Below are 17,692 nucleotides of genomic sequence, written 5' to 3'. Positions count from 1 at the left end.
ATTCATATGATATTTGACTGCCATATACATACAAAGCATTTTTCAACCGATGCTAAGATGACAATAGATGAATGTCTTAACGCTCTAAAATGTAACAATATATCAGGTATTATAACCGAACACATCGATTATGATTATCCTGATCCTGCACAATTTGTATTTGATCCTAATGAATATTTTTCCGAATTTATAAAATACCGTTCTGATTCGCTTAAACTCGGTGTTGAAGTCGGTATGCAGGATTTGGCACTTGCTAAAAATAAAGTTCTTATACAAAACAATCCATTCGATATGGTTATAGCTGCAACACATATGGTTCTTGGAGCTGATATATATTATCCTGAATTCTATTATGATAAGAGTAAAGAAACTTCTTACTCTGAATATTTTGACGCAATGCTTAATGGCATCAACAAACTTGGTGATTTTGATACACTTGCACATCTTGATTATATTAGTCGTTATAGTCATTATGACGATCCATATATCCATTATAGTGATTACCACAGATATATTGATGAGATTCTTAATTATATCATCAGCAATGACAAAGCTCTTGAGATTAATACAAGACTTTTCGATGACGAAAAAGCTGTTAATACGATTGATGAGATTATGTCTGTATATTCTAAGATGGGCGGCAAATATATCACTTTTGGTTCTGATGCACATATAGCTTCGAACATAGGAATGAATTTTAAAAAAGCATCTAATATTGCACAGCGATATAATTTACGTCCTGTATATTTTGAAAATCGAAATATGCAATATGCGTAACACTCACCTTTTATTTTTCATATAATAATCCATAAATGGCTGTAAAGGAGATTCTGATGTGACCATTGCAATTATAGGCGGTGACAAAAGATATGTTTATCTATACGAATTATTGTGTCAAAAAGGATATGATGTTCTAACTTTCGGCCTTCTAGACGGGCAGGATTCAAATATCACACTTGAAGATACAATCACAAGTGCTGATTTTATAATCCTGCCTATTCCATTTAAGGCACCGGCTGATTTGTATGAATATATATCATCCCGTCAGACAATCATATCCGGCTATATTCCACCCGATATCAGAAATTTTTTTAAAGAACGTGGTATCTCTAATTATGATTTTTCTAACAACCCTTACTTCCTTATGCAAAATAGTATAACTACTGCTGAAGGTGCTATAATGTATGCACTTGGCAATCCTTATTGCACTATCTCAACTTCTAATTCGCTTGTAATGGGTTATGGAAAATGTGGAAAAGAGATTGCTAAAAGACTTATCCTTCTTGGCAGTAATGTATCTGTATTTGAAAAAGATCCTGTTGCTGTTAGATGTAGTGAGCTTAGCGGTTGTAAATCGATTGACAATCTGTGTGGTCATAGTCTTACAGATTATGATTATATATTCAATACTATTCCTGAACGTCTAACGCCATGTGATACTCTTCAGACTATATCTTCTCACACCTGTGTTATAGATATAACACATTCCGGTGGATTTGATATAGATTATGCTAACAAAGCCGGTATTAACATTATGAAAACAGGTAGTATTCCTCCTGTAACAGCACCATACTCAATTGCACTTTGCATTGTCGATATTATATGTTCCATAATTAATAAAAGAGGTGATATTAATGCCATCTGATGCATTAACTAATACAAAACTCGGTATAGGAATAACTGGTTCTTTTTGCACATTTAAAAAAATTTTTGAAGAACTTGAATCTCTCCATCATAAAGGTTATGACCTGACCACTGTTTTTTCTTACAATGCTTATACCCAAAATACCCGTTTTGGTTCTGCATCACATTTTATAACCAAAGCTGAACAACTTACGCAAAAAGACATCATCTGTACTATTACACAAGCCGAAAGAGTTGGTCCCGCAAAGATGTTTGATGTTTTTTTAATTGCTCCATGCACAGGCAATACTCTCGCCAAACTTGCATCCTCAATAACAGATACTCCTGTTCTAATGGCTGCAAAATCTCATCTTCGCAACAACAGACCTGTTGTAATATTTCTATCAACCAATGATGCTTTAGCTGCCAATCTAAGTAACATTGGCACTCTTCTTAACAGAAAAAATATATATTTCGTACCTTTTTCACAAGATAATCCTGTTGACAAACCCAATTCAATGATCTCTGATTTTTCGCTCATTGAAGATACAATAATTGCAGCTCTTAATGGAACACAATTATCACCTGTTATATCATCACATGCTTAACTACCACTAGACAATTTTTAATTTATCACAGCTTTTAAGTTATCATAGTTTTTATCAATACTCACGATAATCAGACAATACAATGTGTCTATAGCAATCACATTGTATTGTCACTATTTTTAATCATATTTTATATCAACAAATTTTTGCTTATTACTTATATACAAAAAGCATATCATATACATTATTAACAGAATATCTGCTTTATTGATATTCTGTTAATAATGTATATGATATGCTTTTATAATGCTTATGGTACATTTTTATAATGTTTGTAATACTCTTTTACAATGTATATGATATGTCTATGTTGCTAGTTGTATTATACTCTTATGCCATGCTTTACAAGCCAGTAATCTATCTGTATAAGATATGCCAATGTCTGTGGTCCTGCCATTAATTGACCAAACCATGGTCTTGTATAATTACTCTCGCCATTAATCAGTTCCATAACATTCTTCACATTGAGAATACGTCTAAGAGGTGATGCTACATCTGTTATTCGCTCTAATAGTGCATCCTTTAATATCTGTTCATATTCAGGATTGTATGTCTTTGGATATGGACTTTTTCGTCTATATAACACTTCATCAGGTATTGCACCTCTGAATGCATCTCTTAATAGTGATTTTACTACATTATTATTATATTTCATTGACCATGGTACATTATAGACATATTCTACAAGCCTATGGTCTGCAAATGGAACTCTGACTTCAAGTCCGGATGCCATCGTCATCATATCTTTACGTTTTAATAAAGTCTGCATAAACCATTTTATATTAAGATATGTCATCATTCTCTCTTTCTTTGCCATCTCATCCTCGTCAAACAAAACCGGTGTATCGGCAATCGTACTCTCATAAACGCATCTCGTATATGTATCTATGTCATCATTAGTTACAATATCACTGTTTACAAGGTTTTTTCGAAGTTCAATATCTTTTGACCATGGAAATCTTCTATTCTTCATACATTCTTCATCCAAAAACCAAGGATATCCTCCAAATATCTCATCTGCACATTCACCAGACAGACATACAGTATGATTCTTCTTGATTTGACTTGCAAAATATAAAAGAGAAGAATCAACATCCGCCATTCCAGGAAGATCCCTTGCATCTACAGCTTTATATAGACACTCATACAGTGTTTTGCTATCGCAGAAAAGATACTTGTGTTCTGTATCAAGATAATCTGCCATTGTCTTAACATAAGGTGCATCCTCACCCGGCTGAAAATTAGACGGTTTGAAATACTTATTATTATCTATATAATCAAATGAATATGTTGTAAGCCTTGTATTTTTCTTTTTGCACATATGTGCTGCCACAAATGATACAAGACTAGAATCCACTCCACCTGATAAAAGAGTACACAAAGGAACATCGCTCATCATCTGCCTCTTTATTGAATCTACAAGCAGTTCTCTCGTATGTGACAATGTCTCTTCATAATTCTCATGATGTCCATACGCTTTTAACTGCCAATAAGGTTCATGCCTTATACCTGCTCTTGAGAATATAAGCATATATCCAGGCAAGACTTCACTTACATTCTTAAACACACCACTTCCCGGTGTTGTTGCAGGTCCTGTTGAGAATATCTCAATGAAGGTATTACAATCAGCTTCCGGCATTATTTCTCCGGATGCAAATAGAGCTTTTATCTCTGATGCAAATACAACTCTCTGTTCTTTTTTAGTATAATATAATGGTTTTACACCCATTCTGTCACGAAACAACATAAGTCTTCCTTCACGTTCATCATATATAGCTATTGCAAATATCCCATTAAGTCTATTAACAAACTGTACTCCATAAAAAATATATGCTCTAAGTACAACCTCGGTATCTGATTGTGTTACAAACTTTATTCCTCTTTGTTCCAAATCTTTTCTTATATCTTCATAATTGTATATCTCACCATTATAACATATCGTATAAGAATATTCTCCCATCTTCACTGTCATTGGCTGTTTTCCTTTTTCAACATCTATAACTGCAAGTCTTGCATGTGCAAACATAATATTCTGTGATATATATACGCCATCATCATCAGGTCCTCTATGTTTTATCGCTCTTATCATATCATTGCCCTTTTTCCTATATACTCCTTCTTCTAATGTAAAATCACATGTATAATCACCAATACCAGCTATTCCACACATATATTTTCTCCATTGCTTTTTGTATATATTGTATGCATTAATACTTTTTTTATGAGAATGACACTATCACTTTAATGATTATCTATTTACTATGATTTATTATCTACTATCACTTTTCAATTTCAATTCAGATATTTTAACTTAAAAAATCCTTAATCGATATCATTCCCCAACCTTGTTTTTCTCTTGGCTGATGAATATTAATTGCAGTATCTCTGAGTTTCATCTTAACTTCTACCGGAAGAAGTGATGGATATTTATTAAGACAAAGTGCAACTGCACCTGCTACATACGGAGCTGCCATTGAAGTTCCACTTTTCCTTACATAACCATTCTTATATACACCACATGACATTATCCGGTTTCCATACGCAAGTATCTCTGGTTTTACTACACATTCAGATGTAGGACCTCTTCCTGAATAATTAGGATTCTTTCCATCTATGTCTGCGTCATCTACGCAACCAACTGTTATTATCTTCTTACTTGTTCCGGGGATTGTCACACTTCCTGATTCCGGTCCCGAATTACCCGCCGCCGCAACTACAACAATACCTTCATCCCATACTTTTTCTATATTTGCTATAAGACGAGTATCTGTCTCATTGTCTTTTGGTAAAGTGCCAAATGATATATTTACAACCCTTATATTATATCTTCTTTTATTCTCAATAATCCATTCAAGGGCTTTTATGACATTATCGCTCTTTCCTCTTCCCTGCTTATCAAGAACTTTGAGAATTACAAGATTAACATTAGGTGCAATGCCTTTATATTTACCTCTTGATGCCCTCCCGCTGCCTGCTGCAATACCGGCAACATGAGTTCCATGACCATTATCATCATATGCATAAGACTTATTGTTAACAAAATCTTTAAATGCTATTACACGTCTGTCAAAATCTATATGATTAGCATTAATGCCTGAATCAAGAATTGCTATTGAAATCTTCTCATCCATCGCTCTCTACTCCTTACAATTATCTAATATTCTCTCTATAATAATTATTATATGCACCGTCCTGTATAATTTGTTTTTGTCCCAAAAAACTTTTTGTAAACATATACATGCCCCGTTCATATAATTCAGTGTAAACATCTTTTTGGAGGAATTAACATGAGTGATTTAGCTGCAACAAATTGTGGAGGTGGCTGCAACGGCGGCTGTAACGGACTTGGATGTGGATGCCAGGATAATGGATGTAATTCTATAATCTGGCTTATTCTCATTCTCTTATTATGTGGAGGCTGTGGAAGTAATAATGGCTGTGGATGTGGCAATAACAATGACAATTGCCTATTAGTTCTTGTTCTCCTTATATGCTTCTGTTGTGGAGGCAGCTTTGGATGTGGATGCGGTAACGGATGCGGCTTCTAAGCTAATCTTATATACACTCATAAGAATATTAAATTACACCTAGAATAGACTATGTAAAGCATGTTCTATATGCTTTCTTAGTAATCATAGTAATCGGGGCTGTCGTACTAAGCGAATTAGTGCGATGCCCCTTTTTTCTATGCTAATGCGATACATAATCTTACATGAATGATGATTATTCATCTTCAAAAATGAAAGAAATATACCATGAACCGAACTATAATCTTACGTGAATATTGATTATTCATCCCGATATCTACATCTTGCAACAATTATATATATCAGTTTCAATACAATTATCAATCAATCTATATTACTTTTGTCTGAATTATGCCCATCTGTAATATCTTCATTTATAACATCTTCCTTCATAGCATCTTTCTTCATAATATCTTCATTTATAACATCTTCCTTCATAGCATTTTCATTTATAGTATATTCATCTGTCCTATGTCTATCCATACCTTGGTTTTTCCTATATATACACTCTTCATCAATCTCGCAGAACAGACTATTCTCAATTATAATTCTTCCTGGCTTTTCCGATTTTTCATAATTATTTTTCAAAATGCTCCCTCCTTTTATAATCAGCTGCTTATCATATTGATCAAGCAATAAAACCAATTGTAAAACAGCTCTTTGCAAAATCAGATTTATATACTACATCTATATGCATAGTCCACATAGCTGGTGCATATATTAATGTAACCATATAAGGAGTATTGCAATGCCACCTGAAATAACAGAATTTGATAAGTTAATCTACAACGATTCTGTCTGTATGTTAAAAGAATCACTTCCATACATAGACATCGCAACACAAAAATCATTTGCCATAATCATTATGTTTATGGAGATGGAAAATATGATAAACGTATATGAACATGATACCGACAAAATCAAAAAATTTTGTAAAAATGGTTCTGTAAACGATTTAATAAATACTATGGAAAAGCACTGCAATAGTGACAATCGTAAAAATATACAACAGTTAAAGCAGATTCTTAATACTTTTAAAAACTATGAAAAATATAAAGACATTATAAATCCTGATATTCTTAACAATCTATTCAATACACAAAGTACTTCTGACAAAAAATCAAATTCGAATCAAACTAATGATAACAATCTCTACAATATGCTCTTTAATATGATGAGCAAAGAACAAAAAGAAATGTTTGAAACTTATAAATCAATGTTTTAATAGTATTAATTATAACAAAGCATACTATTATAATCTAAATAAGCACAATTATATGGAGGTTATCTATGAATATTAACAATAATAACAGCAATAACTCTAACAATAATACCAACAGTAATAATACCAACAACAGATATTTCTTCATGAACGATCCACGCATACGCAATATCGAACCTAAAAAAATGGCCATCATTAATGAATTCTATAAAAAAAGTCAAGGTCTTACAGGAGAAGATATGCTTCCACTCTTTCTTGCTACAACCAAAACTGCAAGAGATCTTGGCATATCTTTCACTAATGATGAGATTACAATTCTAATCGATATTATAAAAAGTGGCATGAATGAAAAAGAAGCCGGTAAAATCGATACAATTCTCGGTCTTACCAGGCTTCTCAAAGTCTGAATATCTCAGCTTCTATTGCGTAGACGTAATATTAAACGGCTTCAGCATAGATTGTATTAAGTTTGCTCTCAAATACTTCCAAATACCTCTTCCAAACTTCTACATTAACATGGTATGGTTTGCAGGCAATCTGGTTATCTAACAAGTCGATGCATCTGTCAATATACTCTATTCTCATATTGGCAATATCAAGTGATTCACCATTGATTGTCTGCCACTTTGTATAATCCACTGTGTCAGCGTTAATAGGTACATTATTGAATATTTCCATCTTTAATCTCCTCTTTTATATGATCTTATATAATTACATATATAATGATCGATATCAAAATGTTCATCTATATCGTTGATTATTATATACATAATTCTATACAATTTCAAGAGTACCTTTTTACCATTTTTAGTAGATTTTCGGTACTATTTTCTCATTTTTGTCGAAATTTTATATAAAAAAGAAGAGGAGTGCCATTATTTTCAACTATAATAGCACTCCAGAAACTATTTTTATTGTTCAAGTTTTTTAGCTCTTGCTGCTATTTCACGCTCACATACATCTGTTGGAGCCTGCTCATACCTTGAAAATTCGTAAGAAAACTCACCAAATCCTCCTGTCATTGAACGCAGTTCTGTAGAATAACCATACAGTTCTGACATTGGTATATCTGCAACTATCTCCTGTTTCTTACCATCTAATGGATTCATGCCCATTACTCTTCCTCGTCTCTTGTTAAGATCTCCCATAATATCACCTGTATAAGTATCAGGAACTACGACCTTAAGTGTTGCTATAGGTTCAAGGAGTACCGGTGATGCTGCCATTATACCTTCCTTAAATGCCATTGTAGCTGCCATCTTAAATGCCATCTCTGATGAATCAACAGGATGATATGAACCATCTACAAGTGTTGCTTTAATTCCTACAACCGGATATGCTGCAAGAGGTCCTTTTAATACACTTTCAGCTATACCTTTTTCAACAGCTGGAAAGAAGTTCTTAGGAACTGCTCCACCAAATACTTTTTCTTCAAAAACATAAGGCTTTGTGAGATCTCCTGATGGTTCAAATTCCATCTTGACATCTCCATATTGTCCATGTCCTCCTGACTGTTTCTTATATTTTCCTTGTGCTGTTGCTTTCTTTCTTATAGTCTCTCTAAAAGCAAATTTTGGTTTTGAAAGTTCAATCTCTACTTTATATCTGTTAAGCAGTTTGCTTACAACTATCTCTAACTGCTGCTCACCAATTCCATATATAAGTGACTGTCTGTTCTCTACATCATTTACACATTTTAATGTAACATCTTCATCCATAAGTTTTGCAAGTGCACCTGCGACTTTATCATCATCACCTTTTGTAACAGTCTTATATCTCATATATGTATATGGAACTGAATATTCTTCTCTCTCATATTCAACAGGACATCCTTTAGTTGACAGTGTATCGCCTGTCTTTGTATTAGTAAGTTTTGCAATCGCACCAATATCTCCTGCTCTTAATTCAGGTACTTCTATTGGTTCTTTTCCTCTTAATATATAGAGTCTTGAAAGTTTTTCTTCAGAATCACGAGTAACATTATATACTAATGAATCTGATTTGACACTGCCTGAACATACTTTTATAAGCGAATATTTACCAATGAATGGATCTACGATTGTCTTAAATACTCTTGCTGAAAATGGTTTTGACACATCATAATCTCCGTCAAATTCATCACCTGTCTTAGTATTAGTACCCATAACTTCTTTTCTCTGTGGACTAGGAAGATATTTTACAATATCCTGCATAAGCATAAATACTCCATGAACATTAACACCTGATCCCATCGTTACAGGCACTACCGTTCCTTCTATTACATTAGCTCGCATGGCTTTTGAAATCTCTTCATAAGTGAATTCCTCTCCGTTAAAATATTTATCCATAAGTTCTTCACTCGTCTCAGCTACAGCTTCCATAAGTTTCTCTCTGAATATTGCAAGATTTTCCTTAGAATATTCAGGTATATCTATCTCCTCATATTTTGCTATATCTGTAAATCTTCTACCGTTCATTTTTATAATATTAACATAACCAACAAACTTCTCATTTTCTCTGATTGGCTGATGGAATGGTGCTATTCTCTTACCATATATCTCTGTAAGATCTTCTACAACCTGTCTGTAACTCGCATTATCATCGTCCATGCCTGTTACAAATATTATTCGTGGAAGATTATATTTTTCACACAACTCCCAGGCTTTCCTTGTTCCTACTTCTACACCGGTCTTACCATTAACTACAATAACTGCTGCATCTGCTGCACTTACTGCTTCTTCTACTTCACCAACGAAATCAAAATATCCTGGTGTATCAAGAATATTAATCTTAGTATCTTCCCATGTTACAGGAATTACTGACGTACTAATTGAGAATGACCTTTTTATCTCTTCTTTGTCATAATCACTAATTGTATTGCCCTCAGAAATCTTTCCCTGACGTTTTGTAATACCTGATGCATATACCATAGCTTCTGCAAGTGTTGTCTTACCACATCCACCATGTCCCAATAGAACCACGTTACGAATTTTATCTGTGTCAAAAACGTTCATACAAATTCCTCCAATACATTTATTCTATATACATATTTTACTATTTGTTTATGTATTTTGCAATAAATTTAGAAATTTTAACTAAACTTTTCTTTTTATTTATTGCTTATTACTTTTTATATCGTCATTTTTAACATATAATCAAGTAAAAAAATAACTTTTACCAATTTCTTATAACACTTTAACTATTCCAATCATTTTTCTTTTTAAAATTAAGTTGTAATTATTCTCTCAATCTGCTAACCTTATATTAAATTATATTTATTGGAGGAATTTGTAATGAATTTTTTAGAAGAACGCATTGTTAAAGATGGCATAGTTAAGGAAGGAAACGTTCTCAAAGTTGACAGTTTTCTTAATCATCAGATGGATATTCATCTATTTGAACAGATGGGAGAAGAATTCAAACGTCGTTTTGCAGGTAAGAACATTAACAAAATCCTTACTATCGAAGCTTCAGGTATTGGTATCGCATGTATAGTTGCCAAATATTTTGATGCTTCTGTTGTATTCGCTAAAAAATCCAAAAGTATCAACATTGAAGGCGAGATGTATGTTGCTGAAGTTGAATCTTTTACACATAAGTGCAAAAATCAGGTTATTGTATCCAAAAAATTTCTTTCTCCTGATGATCATGTATTAATTATAGATGATTTTCTTGCTAATGGCTGTGCCCTTCAGGGACTTATATCAATAGTCCACGAAGCAGGTGCTACTGTTGAAGGAATTGGTATCGCTATTGAAAAAGGATTCCAGCCAGGTGGTCGTATAATCAGAAACTTTGGTTTTCAGCTCGAATCACTCGCAATTGTAGACAGCATGGATGCTACAACCGGCGAAATCACATTTCGTGAACAATAATACTTATGATAACTATTAATTGAAAGGATTTATATAATGAAAAATACATCAACTACTACTGATTCATCTGCACTCTATACTCTTGACCAAAAGATACCTGTTAAACAGGCGATACCTTTTGGTCTTCAGCATATACTTGCAATGTTTGTTGCCAACATATCTCCAATTCTTATTGTAGCAGCAGCAAGCGGACTTTCTTCAAAACAAAGTGCTTCTCTTATACAAAGTGCCATGATTATAGCAGGAATCGGCACTCTTATACAGCTATTTCCTATCTGGAAGATTGGTTCCGGACTTCCTATTGTAATGGGAATAAGTTTTACATTTGTATCTGTATTCTGTTACATAGGTCCAACTTATGGTTATAATGCAATTGTTGGTGCTGTTCTTATAGGTGGAATAATTGAAGGACTTCTTGGATTGTTTGCCAAATACTGGATAAAACTTATAACACCTATAGTATCTGCAAGTGTTGTTACTTCTATTGGATTTTCGCTTCTGTCTGTCGGTGCATCCTCTTTTGGTGGTGGAAGTGGCAGTGAGAACTTCGGTTCTGCAACTAACTGGATTATTGGAACTATAACATTATTAAGTTGTATTCTCTTTAATATATTTGCAAAATCATTTTGGAAACAGCTATCTGTTCTTTTTGGACTTATTGTTGGATATATTGTATCTCTTTGCATGGGTGTTGTTGATTTTTCTGCTTTATCTGGTAATTCAATCATCACATTCCCTGCTATTGTGCCATTCAAACCAGAATTCAACCTTAATGCAATCGTGTCAGTAACATTAATCTTCCTAGTATCTGCAACTGAGACTATCGGAGATACTTCTGCACTTGCATCAACAGGACTAAACCGTAAAGTATCAGATAAAGAGCTATCGGGTTCTATCGCATGTGATGGCTTTATAAGTTCAATATCATCTTTACTTGGATGTCTACCTATTACATCTTTTAGTCAGAATGTAGGACTTATTGCAATGACTAAAGTTGTCAATCGTTTTGCAATCGCTGCAGGTGCTATTATTATGATACTCGCAGGTATCTTTCCTGTATTTGGTTCACTACTTGCGACTTTGCCTGAAGCTGTTCTTGGTGGATGTACACTTATGATGTTTGGCAATATTGTAATAAGTGGTCTTCAGATGATAAGTAATTGTGGATATACACAGCGAAATATTACTATCGCTGCGCTCTCACTAAGTATTGGTATCGGATTTACACAAGTTCCTGATATATTCGCAATATTCCCTAAGATTGTTGTCAATGTCTTCGCTGAGAACTGTGTTGCCGTTGTATTTATTGTATCAATTATTCTTAATCTCGTATTACCAAAAAATATGGAGACACATATATCTTCTGATAATAAACAATAATATATAATTGTATTACACTTTAACGTTTTGTAGTGTTGACATATACCCCCCTACATTGTAGAATATATAAGTATTTATATTTTTTAGGGAAGCGGGTAAACATATGAACAACTTAACATTTGGCTTTATTGGCCTTGGACTTATTGGTGGCTCAGTCGCCAGACATTTAAAAAAATTAGACAGAGGATATACTCTCATAGCATATAATAGAAGCATCAATTCTCTTAATGAAGCTAAAAAAGATGGTATCATTGACATAATTTGTACTGAGATTAATGATGAATTTAGCAAATGTGATTACATATTTTTATGTACTCCTGTCGAATACAATGCAATATACCTTGCGAAGTTAAAACCAATTATCAAAGATACCTGCCTTATCACTGACGTTGGAAGTGTTAAGACTCACATACACAATGAAGTTATACGACTAGGTCTTGAATCCAACTTTATCGGTGGACATCCAATGGCCGGTTCTGAAAAAACAGGATATATTAACAGCAGCGATCATCTTCTTGAGAATGCTTATTATGCAATCACTCCAACTGCTAAAAGTACTCCGGATAAAGTGGAGGAATATAGACAACTTGTAAGTGATATGGGTGCTCTTCCAATCGTCATTGATTATAAAGAACATGATTATGTTGTTGCTTCAATAAGTCATCTTCCACATGTAATTGCTTCATGTCTTGTCGCCACAATCAAACATAGTGACAATAAGCAGGAGACTATGAAACTCCTTGCTGCCGGTGGCTTTAAAGACATCACAAGAATTGCATCATCATCACCTGAGATGTGGCAGCAGATATGCCTTACTAATACAGACAATATAGTTAAAGTCCTTGATAATTTTAGCAATAATCTTAATTCTTTTAAGAATATCATTGCTAACAGAGAAGAACAGTCTATATATGAGCGTTTTGAAGAATCAAGAGATTATCGTAATTCTATTAATGATAACAAACGTGGACCTATTGATAAGACTTACTTTTTGTATTGTGATATCATTGATGAAGAAGGTGCTATTGCGACTATTGCAACAATTCTTGCAACCAACCACATAAGCATCAAGAACATTGGAATTGTTCATAATCGTGAATTCGAAGAAGCTGTTCTTAGAATTGAATTCTATGATTCAGACTCTGTGCTTCTTGCAAAAGAAGTTCTTATAAGACACAAATATACTATATATTAATATATAGTTGATATATCGATTAGCCAACATAATAGCCCTGTAAGAATATGCCAGGGCTATTATATATACAATCAACTCCTGATATATCAGACTCCTTCATATGTATCAAAATCAGGAATAAAACTCTCCGATGCCGCACTTCCTTCCTGAACAAATCCATTAGTAATCCCAAGTTCTATCGCATAATTAACAACTTTATTATATTCATAAGTTGTCACTTTTCTATTAAGTTCAGGGTAATTTTCCATCCCAAATGGCGTATATTGATTCATTATGCTTATATATATATCATCGCCATACGTATTATACAGATACTCGATAACAGCTTTCGAATCTTCGCTACATCCCGGAAGAATAAGATGTCTTACAATTACACCTTTGGTCATTATTCTGCGTTCATCAAACTTTGGTTTTCCTGTCTGTTTTACCATCTCACTAAGTGCATCTTTAGCATATATATAATAATCTTTAGCACCACTATATTTTCCTGATATATCTGAAGATACATATTTAAAATCCGGAAGATATACATCAACATATCCTTCAAGCATCTTAATAGTATCAGTTTTTTCATATCCGCTTGTATTATATACTATAGGAAGATTCATTCCCTGATTTTTTGCAATATCAAGGGCTTTTATAATCTGTCTTGTATAATGCGTTGGCGTCACGAGATTAATATTATTAGCACCTTTTTCCATAAGTTCTAAAAATATCTCACTAAGTCTCTCTATACTTATCTCTTTCCCACTTCTTCCTGCTGCAATATCTCTATTTTGACAAAATACACATCTTAATGTACATCCTGAGAAAAAAACAGTTCCAGATCCCTCTTTTCCAGATATACAAGGTTCTTCCCACATATGAAGTGCTGCTCTTGACACTTTTAATATATCCGACATCTGGCAAAAGCCTTTACTTCTCTCTCTATCAATATTACATTCTCTTGGACACATGTTACATAGCACACAAAACACTCCTTAATATTAATAGGCATTTGTAAAATTCCGGTTAAGCAATTGCCTATATAAGTCTATTTAAAGAATTAATTATAACATAACTGTAAATTTTTGAAAATATCTCTTGCAAATTTTGTAAAATCATATAGAATGGATATTGATTGCTTATAAATATGTTTAAATAAAGAACAGGATGGTTATGTAGAATATGATAAGTGCAAATAACGTAACTCTTAGAATCGGCAAAAAAGCCCTTTTTGAAGATGTAAATATCAAATTTACGCAGGGTAACTGCTACGGTCTTATTGGTGCTAATGGTGCCGGTAAATCAACATTTTTAAAAATTTTATCCGGACAGCTTGAACCTACAAAAGGTGATATTGTAATTACTCCGGGCGAACGTCTTTCATTTTTACAGCAGGATCACTTTAAGTATGATGAATATACAGTTTTAGATACTGTTATCATGGGTAATAAAAGACTTTATGAGATTATGAAAGAAAAAGATGCTATCTATGCCAAAGAAGACTTCACAGAAGAAGACGGTATTAAAGCATCTGAACTTGAAGGAGAATTCGCAACTATGAACGGATGGGAAGCTGAATCAGACGCAGCTACTCTTCTTAATGGACTTGGTATTGAAACAGAACTTCATTATAAACTTATGAAAGAATTAAAAGGTAGCGAAAAAGTTAAAGTTCTCTTAGCTCAGGCTTTATTCGGTAACCCTGATATTCTTCTTCTCGATGAGCCTACCAACCACCTTGATCTGGTTGCTATTGAATGGCTTGAAGAATTCTTAATCAACTTTGAGAATACTGTAATCGTTGTATCTCATGACCGTTACTTCCTTAATAAAGTATGTACTCATATCGCTGATATCGATTATGCCAAGATTCAGCTCTATGCTGGTAACTATGACTTCTGGTATGAATCAAGTCAGTTAATGATTAAGCAGATGAAGGAAGCTAATAAGAAAAAAGAAGAAAAAATCAAAGAATTACAGGAATTCATCCAGCGATTCAGTGCTAATGCATCAAAATCCAAACAGGCTACTTCAAGAAAAAGAGCTCTTGAAAAAATTGAACTTGATGATATCAAACCATCAAGCAGAAAATATCCATATATTGATTTCAGACCTGAAAGAAGCATTGGTAATGAAGTATTAACTGTAACTAATCTGTCAAAAACTATTGATGGTGTTAAAGTTCTTGATAATATCTCATTCATCGTTAACCATGATGACAAAATTGCTTTTGTCGGATCTAATGAGATAGCAAAGACTACATTATTCAAGATTCTTGCTGGTGAGATGGAACCTGATGAAGGTTCTTACAAATGGGGAATAACAACTTCTACATCTTATTTCCCTAAAGATAATTCAAAAGAATTCGATAATGATGATACTATCGTTGATTGGCTTACACAATATTCACCTGAAAAAGATGCTACTTATGTTCGTGGTTTCCTTGGCAGAATGTTATTTGCCGGAGATGACGGTGTTAAAAAAGTTAAAGTATTATCTGGTGGTGAAAAAGTACGTTGTATGCTTTCAAAGATGATGATCTCTGGTTCTAATGTACTTATTCTTGATGAACCAACTGACCACCTTGATATGGAATCAATTACAGCTTTGAATAATGGACTTATTAAATTCCCTGGTGTAATTCTCTTCTCATCACGAGATCACCAGATTGTTCAGACAACTGCTAACCGTATTATCGAACTTGTTCCAGGCGGACTTATCGATAAGATTACAACTTATGATGAATATCTTGAGAACGATGAACTTGCAAGAAAGCGTCAGGCAGCTTACAGTCTTGATGACGAAGAAGCATCTGATAACTAATCATATATTTATGTACTTGATTCTATCAATTGCATAATCATAAAAAGAACTTCCATTATGAATAATTAATATAATTATCATATATGGAAGTTCTTTTATTTCGCACTATAATCTCGCTTTATTATCTTACTTTATTATCTTACTTTGTAATCTTACTTTATTATCTTACTTTGTAATCTTACTTTATTATCTTGCTTTGTAATCTTACTTTATTATCTTGCTTTATTATCTTGCTTTATTATCTTGCTTTGTAATCTTACTTTATTATCTTACTTTGTAATCTTACTTTATTATCTTACTTTGTAATCTTACTTTATAACCTTGCTTTATTATCTCATACTATAAAACAGATTGCATCTTTAACTATTTTGCAAGTTCTTCTATAATATCTATACACTTATCCATTCCAAGAATTGAACTATTTAATGTAATTGCATAGTTATGATTCCTGCCCCATATCTGATCTGTGTAGTAATTATAATTAATGCTTCTCTTCTTATCTGTATCTTTTATAAGTTTTTTAGCTTCTGATTCACTCACTGAATACATACTTTTAATTCTCTCTATCTTCTTCTCAGGCTCACCTATTATAAATACATTAAGAACATCATCTCTCTCTCTTAATATATAATCTGCACATCTTCCTACAATTACACAGTTTCCTTTTTCTGCAATATCAAGAATAATCTTTCTCTGTGCATTAAATACATAATCATCAATTGACATTCCATTCATATCACGTCCTGTAAAAGCATAGGCAAATATATTCTTAGAATTAGCATATTCGCCACTTTTAGCAACATATTCCTCTGAAAATCCTGTTTCTTTTGCAACTTTTGCAATAATATCTTTGTCATAGTACTGATAATTAAGACGTTTTGCAACTGCTTCTCCTATCGCACGTCCACCACTTCCGAACTCTCTACTAACTGTTATTATATTCTTACTCATAACTTACACCTCCAGAGTATTAATCTTCTTTGCATTTATTTTTTTCATAAATAGTATTGCTACTATAGATGACACTACCTCTGCTATTGGAAATGTATTCCATACAAACCATATATATTCTATATTCTTAACCGCTATAAGTGCAAATCCGTATGCCACCGGCACAACTAACAAAAACTGTCATAATAATTATCGTATAAATCATGCCATATTTTATACCTTCTTTTACACGCTTTTTACTTCTCATTCCATGATTAAATGATACTACCGGTGTTATAGCATCTCTTAATCCAAATGCTGCAAATAATACAAATTGTTGGATCTTATAATATAAACCATATGCTGTAATTGCATTCTCACTTACTTTAATCAGAATTATATTAAGTGCATATGTCATCACAGAGATGTAACACAAAATTGTATAATTTCACATTATGTGAAAATATAATTTTGTAATCAGCCAATAACATCAGGCGTACAAAAAAGGCGTAAACCCATTATCTGGATTTACGCCTTTCGCTACT

18 protein-coding genes are annotated in these 17,692 nt (G+C 33.1%); 10 read left to right on the top strand and 8 right to left on the bottom strand.

Going from position 1 to position 17,692, the window contains the following annotated elements; genetic code table 11:
- The first annotated feature begins 6 nt into the window (after positions 1 to 6).
- Genes KQI85_RS00375 through KQI85_RS00365 form a run of 3 tightly spaced genes read left to right on the top strand, consistent with a single transcriptional unit; the run spans position 7 to position 2,231 of the window.
- Positions 7 to 777, top strand: a complete 771-nt coding sequence (locus KQI85_RS00375; protein ID WP_216574060.1) for a histidinol-phosphatase HisJ family protein — start codon at positions 7 to 9, stop codon at positions 775 to 777.
- 58 nt (positions 778 to 835) lie between these two features.
- The gene (locus KQI85_RS00370) at positions 836 to 1,645 is read left to right on the top strand and encodes a dipicolinate synthase subunit DpsA (RefSeq protein ID WP_216574059.1); all 810 of its coding nucleotides are present in this window, start codon (positions 836 to 838) and stop codon (positions 1,643 to 1,645) included.
- Positions 1,635 to 2,231 (top strand): dipicolinate synthase subunit B, encoded by a 597-nt coding sequence (locus KQI85_RS00365; protein WP_216574058.1) that lies wholly within the window; start codon positions 1,635 to 1,637, stop codon positions 2,229 to 2,231. Before KQI85_RS00370 ends, KQI85_RS00365 begins: the two co-directional genes overlap by 11 nt.
- A 322-nt stretch (positions 2,232 to 2,553) precedes the next feature.
- On the opposite strand, the gene asnB is transcribed toward KQI85_RS00365, so the two are convergent.
- Positions 2,554 to 4,401, bottom strand: a complete 1,848-nt coding sequence (gene asnB, locus KQI85_RS00360; RefSeq protein ID WP_216574057.1) for an asparagine synthase (glutamine-hydrolyzing) — start codon at positions 4,399 to 4,401, stop codon at positions 2,554 to 2,556.
- A 136-nt stretch (positions 4,402 to 4,537) separates the two neighbouring features.
- Positions 4,538 to 5,362 (bottom strand): S8 family peptidase, encoded by an 825-nt coding sequence (locus KQI85_RS00355; RefSeq protein ID WP_216574056.1) that lies wholly within the window; start codon positions 5,360 to 5,362, stop codon positions 4,538 to 4,540.
- Between the two features lie 156 nt (positions 5,363 to 5,518).
- On the opposite strand from KQI85_RS00355, the gene KQI85_RS00350 reads away from it, so the two are divergent.
- A complete protein-coding gene (locus tag KQI85_RS00350; RefSeq protein WP_216574055.1) occupies positions 5,519 to 5,779 on the top strand; it encodes a chorion class high-cysteine HCB protein 13 in 261 nt (86 codons plus the stop codon).
- A gap of 303 nt (positions 5,780 to 6,082) precedes the next feature.
- On the opposite strand, the gene KQI85_RS00345 is transcribed toward KQI85_RS00350, so the two are convergent.
- Entirely contained in the window at positions 6,083 to 6,346 is a 264-nt protein-coding gene (locus tag KQI85_RS00345) for a hypothetical protein (RefSeq protein WP_216574054.1), read from the bottom strand.
- A 160-nt stretch (positions 6,347 to 6,506) separates the two neighbouring features.
- Here KQI85_RS00345 and KQI85_RS00340 point away from each other — a divergent pair, with 160 nt between their 5' ends.
- Both KQI85_RS00340 and KQI85_RS00335 read left to right on the top strand, forming a co-directional pair.
- Positions 6,507 to 6,983 carry a hypothetical protein gene (locus KQI85_RS00340; RefSeq protein WP_216574053.1) on the top strand — a complete coding sequence of 159 codons (477 nt, stop codon included), beginning with the start codon at positions 6,507 to 6,509 and terminating at the stop codon, positions 6,981 to 6,983.
- A 65-nt stretch (positions 6,984 to 7,048) separates the two neighbouring features.
- A complete protein-coding gene (locus tag KQI85_RS00335; protein WP_216574052.1) occupies positions 7,049 to 7,387 on the top strand; it encodes a hypothetical protein in 339 nt (112 codons plus the stop codon).
- 31 nt (positions 7,388 to 7,418) lie between these two features.
- Here the strand turns inward: KQI85_RS00335 and KQI85_RS00330 are convergent, their stop codons facing one another.
- Both KQI85_RS00330 and KQI85_RS00325 read right to left on the bottom strand, forming a co-directional pair.
- Positions 7,419 to 7,658, bottom strand: coding sequence for a hypothetical protein (locus KQI85_RS00330; RefSeq protein WP_216574051.1), 240 nt, complete (start codon positions 7,656 to 7,658; stop codon positions 7,419 to 7,421).
- 233 nt (positions 7,659 to 7,891) lie between these two features.
- Positions 7,892 to 9,973, bottom strand: coding sequence for a translation factor GTPase family protein (locus KQI85_RS00325; protein ID WP_216574050.1), 2,082 nt, complete (start codon positions 9,971 to 9,973; stop codon positions 7,892 to 7,894).
- 279 nt (positions 9,974 to 10,252) lie between these two features.
- Here KQI85_RS00325 and KQI85_RS00320 point away from each other — a divergent pair, with 279 nt between their 5' ends.
- The 3 genes from KQI85_RS00320 to KQI85_RS00310 all read left to right on the top strand — a co-directional run bounded on the left by KQI85_RS00320 (position 10,253) and on the right by KQI85_RS00310 (position 13,409).
- Positions 10,253 to 10,834 (top strand): xanthine phosphoribosyltransferase, encoded by a 582-nt coding sequence (locus tag KQI85_RS00320; protein ID WP_216574049.1) that lies wholly within the window; start codon positions 10,253 to 10,255, stop codon positions 10,832 to 10,834.
- Between the two features lie 36 nt (positions 10,835 to 10,870).
- Positions 10,871 to 12,214 (top strand): uracil-xanthine permease family protein, encoded by a 1,344-nt coding sequence (locus KQI85_RS00315; RefSeq protein WP_216574048.1) that lies wholly within the window; start codon positions 10,871 to 10,873, stop codon positions 12,212 to 12,214.
- Between the two features lie 103 nt (positions 12,215 to 12,317).
- Positions 12,318 to 13,409: a prephenate dehydrogenase gene (locus KQI85_RS00310; RefSeq protein WP_216574047.1), complete on the top strand. Its 1,092-nt coding sequence runs from the start codon at positions 12,318 to 12,320 to the stop codon at positions 13,407 to 13,409.
- Positions 13,410 to 13,495: 86 nt separating this feature from the next.
- Here the strand turns inward: KQI85_RS00310 and KQI85_RS00305 are convergent, their stop codons facing one another.
- On the bottom strand, positions 13,496 to 14,365 hold the full coding sequence (locus KQI85_RS00305; RefSeq protein ID WP_216574194.1) for a radical SAM protein: 870 nt from the start codon (positions 14,363 to 14,365) through the stop codon (positions 13,496 to 13,498).
- 211 nt (positions 14,366 to 14,576) lie between these two features.
- On the opposite strand from KQI85_RS00305, the gene KQI85_RS00300 reads away from it, so the two are divergent.
- Positions 14,577 to 16,217: an ABC-F family ATP-binding cassette domain-containing protein gene (locus tag KQI85_RS00300; RefSeq protein ID WP_216574046.1), complete on the top strand. Its 1,641-nt coding sequence runs from the start codon at positions 14,577 to 14,579 to the stop codon at positions 16,215 to 16,217.
- A gap of 363 nt (positions 16,218 to 16,580) precedes the next feature.
- On the opposite strand, the gene KQI85_RS00295 is transcribed toward KQI85_RS00300, so the two are convergent.
- Together KQI85_RS00295 and KQI85_RS00290 are read right to left on the bottom strand one after the other, a co-directional pair.
- Positions 16,581 to 17,168, bottom strand: a complete 588-nt coding sequence (locus tag KQI85_RS00295) for an AAA family ATPase (RefSeq protein WP_216574045.1) — start codon at positions 17,166 to 17,168, stop codon at positions 16,581 to 16,583.
- 127 nt (positions 17,169 to 17,295) lie between these two features.
- Positions 17,296 to 17,568, bottom strand: coding sequence for an MATE family efflux transporter (locus KQI85_RS00290; protein ID WP_371820494.1), 273 nt, complete (start codon positions 17,566 to 17,568; stop codon positions 17,296 to 17,298).
- Between the last annotated feature and the right edge of the window lie 124 nt (positions 17,569 to 17,692).

The sequence above is a fragment of the Falcatimonas sp. MSJ-15 genome (genome assembly GCF_018918265.1).
Classification (GTDB): domain Bacteria; phylum Bacillota; class Clostridia; order Lachnospirales; family Lachnospiraceae; genus Falcatimonas.
Note: the sequence above shows the minus strand (reverse complement) of the source record. Positions and strands in the feature narration are given on the sequence as shown.